Below are 5,763 nucleotides of genomic sequence, written 5' to 3'. Positions count from 1 at the left end.
GGGGCGGCGGCATCTGCGGCGGCTGGGCGGGCGGCGGCGGAGCGCCGAAGCCACCCGGCGGCGGGTCCTGCGGGGCGCCGAAACCGCCCTGCGGCGGCTGCTGGTCGGGGGGCGGCTGAGTCATCAGCACATACCTCTTTACGCGGGGTCCACTGCCCGACCGGCCTCCCCCGCAATTCCGGTGGCGACAACCACCGGAAAGGAGCGAATCGGGTGTGGACCCCACACATCAACGTCAGTCGAGCGGGAGTTCTTTCTATCACCCGGGGAACGCACGGAGCGGGCCCGGTCCGCCCCTGTGCCCAAGGGAGAACCGGGCCGTGATGCCCTCGTTACGCGCGTCTCGCGGTACGGCCGGGACAGCCCTCAGGCGTCCTCGGCGAGCTCCAGCCAGCGCATCTCCAACTCTTCGCGCTGACCGGCCAGTTCCCGCAGCTCGGCGTCCAGTTCGGCCACTTTCCCGAAGTCTGTGGCGTTTTCGGTGATCTGGGCGTGCAGCTTGGTCTCACGGTCGGAGAACTTGTCCAGCTGCCGCTCGATCTTCTGGAGTTCCTTCTTCGCGGCGCGGCCGTCCTTTGCGGACACCGTGCCGGGGACCTCCTTGGCCACGGACTGCACGGCGGCCGGGGTCTGCGCGTCGATCACCTTGCGGCGGCGCTCCAGATACTCGTCGACTCCGCGCGGCAGCATCCGCAGGCTCGCGTCGCCGAGCAGCGCGAAGACGCGGTCCGTGGTGCGCTCGATGAAGAACCGGTCGTGCGAGATCACGATCATCGACCCGGGCCAGCCGTCGAGGAGGTCCTCCAGCTGGGTCAGGGTCTCGATGTCCAGGTCGTTCGTCGGTTCGTCGAGGAACAGGACGTTGGGCTCGTCCATCAGCAGCCGCAGGATCTGCAGGCGGCGCCGCTCACCACCGGAGAGATCGCCGACCGGTGTCCACTGCTTCTCCTTGGAGAAACCGAACTGCTCGCAGAGCTGGCCCGCGGTCATCTCGCGGCCCTTGCCGAGGTCGACCCGGTCCCGTACCTGCTGCACCGCTTCGAGTACCCGCAGAGTCGGCTTGAGTTCGGCGACCTCCTGCGAGAGGTAGGCGAGCTTGACGGTCCTGCCGACGACGACCTTGCCCGCGGCGGGCTGGGTGTCGCCCTGCGTACGGGCCGCCTCGGCCAGCGCCCGCAGGAGCGAGGTCTTGCCCGCGCCGTTCACCCCGACCAGACCGATCCGGTCGCCGGGGCCGAGCTGCCAGGTCAGGTGCTGGAGCAGCAGCTTGTCCCCGGCGCGTACGGTGACGTCCTCCAGCTCGAAGACCGTCTTGCCGAGCCGGGCGTTGGCGAACTTCATCAGCTCGGAGGTGTCCCGCGGCGGCGGCACGTCCGCGATCAGTTCGTTGGCGGCCTCGATGCGGTAGCGGGGCTTCGACGTACGGGCGGGGGCGCCGCGCCGCAGCCAGGCCAGCTCCTTGCGCATCAGGTTCTGCCGCTTGGACTCCTCGGTGGCCGCGATGCGTTCACGCTCGGCGCGCGCGAAGACGTAGTCGCTGTAGCCGCCCTCGTACTCGTGGACGGCGCCGCGCTGGACGTCCCACATGCGGGTGCACACCTGGTCCAGGAACCAGCGGTCGTGGGTGACGACGACGAGCGCGGAGCGGCGGGCGCGCAGGTGGCCGGCGAGCCAGGAGATGCCCTCGACGTCGAGGTGGTTGGTGGGCTCGTCGAGCACGATCAGGTCCTGCTCGGCGATGAGCAGCTTCGCCAGGGCGATCCGGCGGCGCTCACCGCCGGAGAGCGGGGCGATGACGGTGTCCAGGCCATCGGAGAATCCGGGCAGGTCGAGCCCGCCGAAGAGCCCGGTCAGCACATCCCTGATCTTGGCGTTGCCCGCCCACTCGTGGTCGGCGAGGTCGCCGATGACCTCGTGCCTGACGGTGGCCTGCGGGTCGAGGGAGTCGTGCTGGGTGAGGACGCCGCTGCGCAGGCCGCCGTTGTGGGTGACCCGCCCGGTGTCGGGCTCCTCAAGACGGGCGAGCATCCGGATGAGGGTCGTCTTGCCGTCGCCGTTGCGGCCGACGACGCCGATACGGTCGCCCTCGGAGACGCCGAGCGATACACCGTCCAGCAGGGCACGGGTGCCGTAGACCTTGCTGACGGCCTCGACATTGACGAGGTTGACGGCCATTGACGCTCCTGGGACGGGGGTGATCGATCTCCAGCGTACTGGCCCCGGCCGACAGCTCCTGCGGCCACTGCCCCCGAGCAGCGCCCCGCGGCCGGCCCCGCACTCAGCCCCGCAGCACCGTCGCCCCCGCCACCCCGGACACCGCGACCCGGGCGGACCGGCAGGTGCCCGATTCCAGCAGCTCCGCCGCGATCCGCTCCGCCGTGTCCGCGTCCTTCGCCAGGAACGCCGTCGTCGGGCCCGATCCGGAGACCAGTGCGGCCAGGGCGCCGGCCGTCGTGCCTGCCGTGAGCGTGTCCGCCAGGGACGGGCGCAGGGAGAGCGCCGCCGGCTGGAGGTCGTTGACCAGGGCGCCCGCAAGGGCCACCGTGTCGCCGGTGCGCAGCGCCTCGGTCAGCGCCGGTGACGCCTGCGGCGGGCCGGCGTCGGGGGTGAGCCGGTCGAACTCGCGGAAGACCGTCGGGGTGGAGAGCCCCCCGTCGGCCATCGCGAACACCCAGTGGAAAGCGCCGCCCACTTCCAGCGGTGTCAGCCGCTCGCCCCTGCCGGTGCCGAGCGCCGCCCCGCCGACCAGGCTGAACGGCACATCGCTGCCCAACTCGGCGCAGAGGGCGAGGAGTTCGTCGCGCGTCGCACCCGTGGACCAGAGCGTGTCACAGGCCAGCAGGGCGCCGGCGCCGTCCGCGCTGCCGCCCGCCATGCCGCCCGCGACGGGGATGTCCTTGTCGATGTGGATGTGCACGCCGGGCTCGATACCGCGCCGGGCGGCGAGCAGTTCGGCCGCCCGCGCCGCCAGGTTCGTACGGTCCAGCGGGACCAGGTCCGCGCCGGGGCCGGTGCAGGTGATGCGCAGGGTGTCCGCGGGGGTGACGGTGACCTCGTCGTACAGCGAGACCGCGAGGAAGACATTGGCCAGGTCGTGGAAGCCGTCGGGGCGGGCGCCGCCCACCGCGAGCTGGACGTTGACCTTGGCGGGGACGCGGACGGTCACGCCCGCCCCGGCCGTCTTCCCGGTACCGGCGTGCGCCGTCATGCCTTGCCCTCCGCGATCCGTGCGAACTCCTCCACCGTCAGCGACTCCCCGCGCGCCTGCGGCGAGACTCCGGCGGCGACCAGGGCGGCCTCGGCCGCCGGCGCCGACCCCGCCCAGCCCGCGAGCGCGGCCCTGAGGGTCTTGCGGCGCTGCGCGAACGCCGCGTCGACGACCGCGAAGACCTCTTCCTTGGTGGCTGTGGTCGCGACCGGTTCGGTGCGCCGGACCATCGACACCAGGCCCGAGTCGACGTTCGGCGCGGGCCAGAACACATTGCGGCCGATGGAGCCGGCCCGTTTGACGTGGGCGTACCAGTTGGCCTTGACCGACGGCACCCCGTACACCTTGCTGCCCGGCTCGGCCGCGAGCCGGTCGGCGACCTCCGCCTGGACCATCACCAGCGTCCGCTCGATCGAGGGGAACCTGGCCAGCATCGTGAGCAGGACCGGGACCGCCACGTTGTACGGGAGGTTCGCGACCAGTGCCGTGGGCGGCGGGCCGGGGAGTTCGGTGACCTGCATCGCGTCGGAGTGGACGAGCGTGAAGCGGTCGGCGCGGGCGGGCAGCCTGGCCTCGACCGTCGCGGGCAGCGCACCCGCCAGCACATCGTCGATCTCGACGGCGACCAGCCGGTCGGCCGCTTCGAGGAGCGCCAGGGTCAGTGAGCCGAGGCCGGGGCCGACCTCCACGACCACATCGTCCCGGGTCACCTCGGCGGTCCTGACGATCCTGCGCACCGTGTTGGCGTCGATGACGAAGTTCTGGCCGCGCTGCTTGGTCGGGCGTACGCCGAGCGCGGCGGCCAGCTCCCGGATGTCGGCGGGGCCCAGCAGGGCGTCGGAGACCTCGGATCCCTGCGGGGATGTCCGGGGTGATGCCTGGGGGGACTCGGGGGATGACTCGGGTTCAGTGCTGCTCACCCGTCAAGCCTACGGCCGCGCGGACGGCGCCCGGTGCGCGCCGGGCTCGCACCGCCCGCACCGCCCGCACACTGCACCGGCCTTACGCCGGCTCGCACCCCGCCCGCCCGGGCGCCGTGTCACACCGGGGCGGGAGCCGTGTCACACCGGGGGGCGGGCGCCGTGTGACACCGGGGCGGGAGCCGTGTCACACCGGGGCGCCGTGTGACACCGGGGCGGGACGGGGCGGGCGCCGTGTCACACGGTGGCGCCGTCCAGGCCGAACGCCCGGACCGTGTTGGCCATGAGCGCGGCGGCCAGTTCGTCCTCGCCGGTGTTCCGTACGGCCGCCATCGCCCGGACCGTCACCGGAATGAGATACGGCGCATTCGGCCTTCCCCGATAGGGGGCGGGGGTAAGAAAAGGCGCGTCGGTTTCAACAAGGACGAGTTCCAGCGGGGCCACGGCGAGTGCGTCACGCAGCGGCTGGGCGTTCTTGAACGTCATGTTGCCCGCGAAGGACATGAAATAGCCCCGGGCCGCGCAGAGTTCGGCCATTTCGGCGTCACCGGAATAGCAGTGGAATACCGTGCGGTCCGGCGCCCCCTCCTCCTCAAGAATGCGGAGTACATCGGCATGGGCCTCACGGTCGTGAATAACCAGTGCCTTGCCGTGCCTTTTCGCCATCTCGATGTGCGCCCGGAACGAGCGTTCCTGCGCTGCCAGGCCCTCGGGCCCGGTCCTGAAGTGGTCGAGCCCGGTCTCGCCGACGGCCCGCACCTGCGGCAGCCCGGCCAGCCGGTCGATCTCGCCGAGCGCCTCGTCCAGCGCGCCGTCCCCGCCCGAGGGGCGGGCCCCCTGCCGCGACCAGCCTTCTTCGTCGCCGAGCACGATGCGGGGCGCTTCGTTCGGGTGCAGGGCGACCGCCGCGTGCACGCTGTCGTACGCGGCGGCCGTCTCGGCCGCCCAGCGGGAGCCCTTCAGATCGCACCCCACCTGGATCACCGTGGTCACACCGACGGACGAGGCCCTGGCCAGGGCCTCGTCCACGGTGCTGTCCTGCATGTCCAGATGGGTGTGCGAGTCGGCCACCGGCACAGCGAGCGGTGCGGGCAGCGGCGGCGCGGTGTCCTTGCTCATGGCGTCCGATCCTACGGGCCGCCGTGCGAAGGCCGATCCTCGGTGGGCGCGGTGCTCTAACCGCGGTGCTGGAAGGGGTGCAGCAGGTCCCGGAGCTGCCAGTGGTGGCGCTCGGCGGGTGCGGGGGTCGCCCCGCCCACGGCCGCGGCCCCTGCCGCGGGCCGGGCGTCGGCTCCCCGGGGTCCGGCGTCCCGGTGCTCGGTGTCACCGACTGTCCCCACTGCCCCGAGCGGGCCGGCGGGGGCGGTGAGGGTATCGGGGTAATGGAGCAGATTCTGCACCGATGAAACCCCGTCGCCTCGCGGCCGGGCGACGCCGGCGCGGAGATCTCCGCCGGGCGGGGAGGCCGCTTCGCCTTGGCAGGGGCGAAGTGCGAGCACCGACTCCCGGCCCGCTACGGCCCCGCGCCGGAGGTTCCCGTCGAGCTGCGCGGCAGCGGCAGCTGCTCGCGCCAGGTCAACAACTTCGCGGCCGCCGACACCTTCGCCTGCGACCGGCTGATCGCCGTCGAGGTGC

At 72.4% G+C, this 5,763-nt stretch carries 5 protein-coding genes and 1 pseudogene; 1 reads left to right on the top strand and 5 read right to left on the bottom strand.

The window, feature by feature from the left end:
• Positions 1-366: 366 nt before the first annotated feature.
• From G3I19_RS33860 to G3I19_RS33840, 5 genes are all read right to left on the bottom strand, one after another.
• Positions 367-2,175, bottom strand: a complete 1,809-nt coding sequence (locus G3I19_RS33860; RefSeq protein WP_164267535.1) for an ABC-F family ATP-binding cassette domain-containing protein — start codon at positions 2,173-2,175, stop codon at positions 367-369.
• A gap of 103 nt (positions 2,176-2,278) precedes the next feature.
• Complete coding sequence (locus G3I19_RS33855; RefSeq protein ID WP_164267534.1) at positions 2,279-3,208, bottom strand: 4-(cytidine 5'-diphospho)-2-C-methyl-D-erythritol kinase; 930 nt, start codon at positions 3,206-3,208, stop codon at positions 2,279-2,281.
• Positions 3,205-4,041, bottom strand: a complete 837-nt coding sequence (gene rsmA / locus G3I19_RS33850; protein ID WP_164267536.1) for a 16S rRNA (adenine(1518)-N(6)/adenine(1519)-N(6))-dimethyltransferase RsmA — start codon at positions 4,039-4,041, stop codon at positions 3,205-3,207. The genes G3I19_RS33855 and rsmA overlap by 4 nt, the downstream gene beginning before the upstream one ends.
• Before the next feature lie 324 nt (positions 4,042-4,365).
• Positions 4,366-5,247, bottom strand: coding sequence for a TatD family hydrolase (locus tag G3I19_RS33845; RefSeq protein WP_164267533.1), 882 nt, complete (start codon positions 5,245-5,247; stop codon positions 4,366-4,368).
• A gap of 56 nt (positions 5,248-5,303) precedes the next feature.
• Positions 5,304-5,468 (bottom strand): hypothetical protein, encoded by a 165-nt coding sequence (locus G3I19_RS33840; RefSeq protein ID WP_164267532.1) that lies wholly within the window; start codon positions 5,466-5,468, stop codon positions 5,304-5,306.
• 90 nt (positions 5,469-5,558) lie between these two features.
• On the opposite strand from G3I19_RS33840, the pseudogene G3I19_RS33835 reads away from it, so the two are divergent.
• Positions 5,559-5,763, top strand: a pseudogene (locus G3I19_RS33835) (5-deoxy-glucuronate isomerase); the annotation flags it as partial.

This window comes from Streptomyces sp. SID10853, assembly GCF_010548145.1.
GTDB lineage: Bacteria > Actinomycetota > Actinomycetes > Streptomycetales > Streptomycetaceae > Streptomyces.
Note: the sequence above shows the minus strand (reverse complement) of the source record. Positions and strands in the feature narration are given on the sequence as shown.